The organism is Azospirillum sp. TSO35-2 (assembly GCF_003116095.1).
Lineage (GTDB): Bacteria > Pseudomonadota > Alphaproteobacteria > Azospirillales > Azospirillaceae > Azospirillum.
In genome coordinates this window covers 1145502-1146041 of record NZ_LGRA01000008.1, presented here as the reverse complement: position 1 = coordinate 1146041, position 540 = coordinate 1145502, and the positions used below count along the sequence as shown (strand labels likewise).

The 540-nt window shown below is 63.7% G+C and carries 1 protein-coding gene; it reads right to left on the bottom strand.

What is annotated here, in order from left to right; translation table 11 throughout:
* Nucleotides 1–540, bottom strand: a 540-nt coding sequence (locus tag TSO352_RS06700) for a HAMP domain-containing protein (RefSeq protein ID WP_158284547.1), incomplete at both ends; no start/stop codon positions are given.

The window sequence follows — 540 nt, the reverse complement described above, 5'->3', positions numbered from 1 at the left end:
CCCACCTCGCGGGCAACGCGTGTCACCTCCGAAGCGAAGCTGTTGAGCTGGTCCACCATGGTGTTGATGGTGTTCTTCAGCTCCAGGATCTCGCCCTTCACCGGCACGGTGATCTTCTTCGACAAGTCGCCGTTCGCCACCGCGGTCGTCACGTCGGCGATGTTGCGCACCTGCCCCGTCAGGTTCGCCGCCATCAGGTTCACGCTGTCGGTCAAGTCCTTCCAGGTGCCGCCGACGCCCTCCACCCGCGCCTGACCGCCCAGCTTGCCCTCCGAGCCCACCTCGCGGGCAACGCGTGTCACCTCCGAAGCGAAGCTGTTGAGCTGGTCCACCATGGTGTTGATGGTGGATTTGAGTTCGAGAATCTCACCCTTCACATCGACGGTGATCTTCTTCGACAAGTCACCGGTCGCCACCGCGGTCGTCACGTCGGCGATGTTGCGCACCTGACCGGTCAGGTTGGCCGCCATCATGTTGACGCTGTCGGTCAGATCCTTCCAGGTACCGCCGACGCCCTCCACACGGGCCTGACCGCCCAGT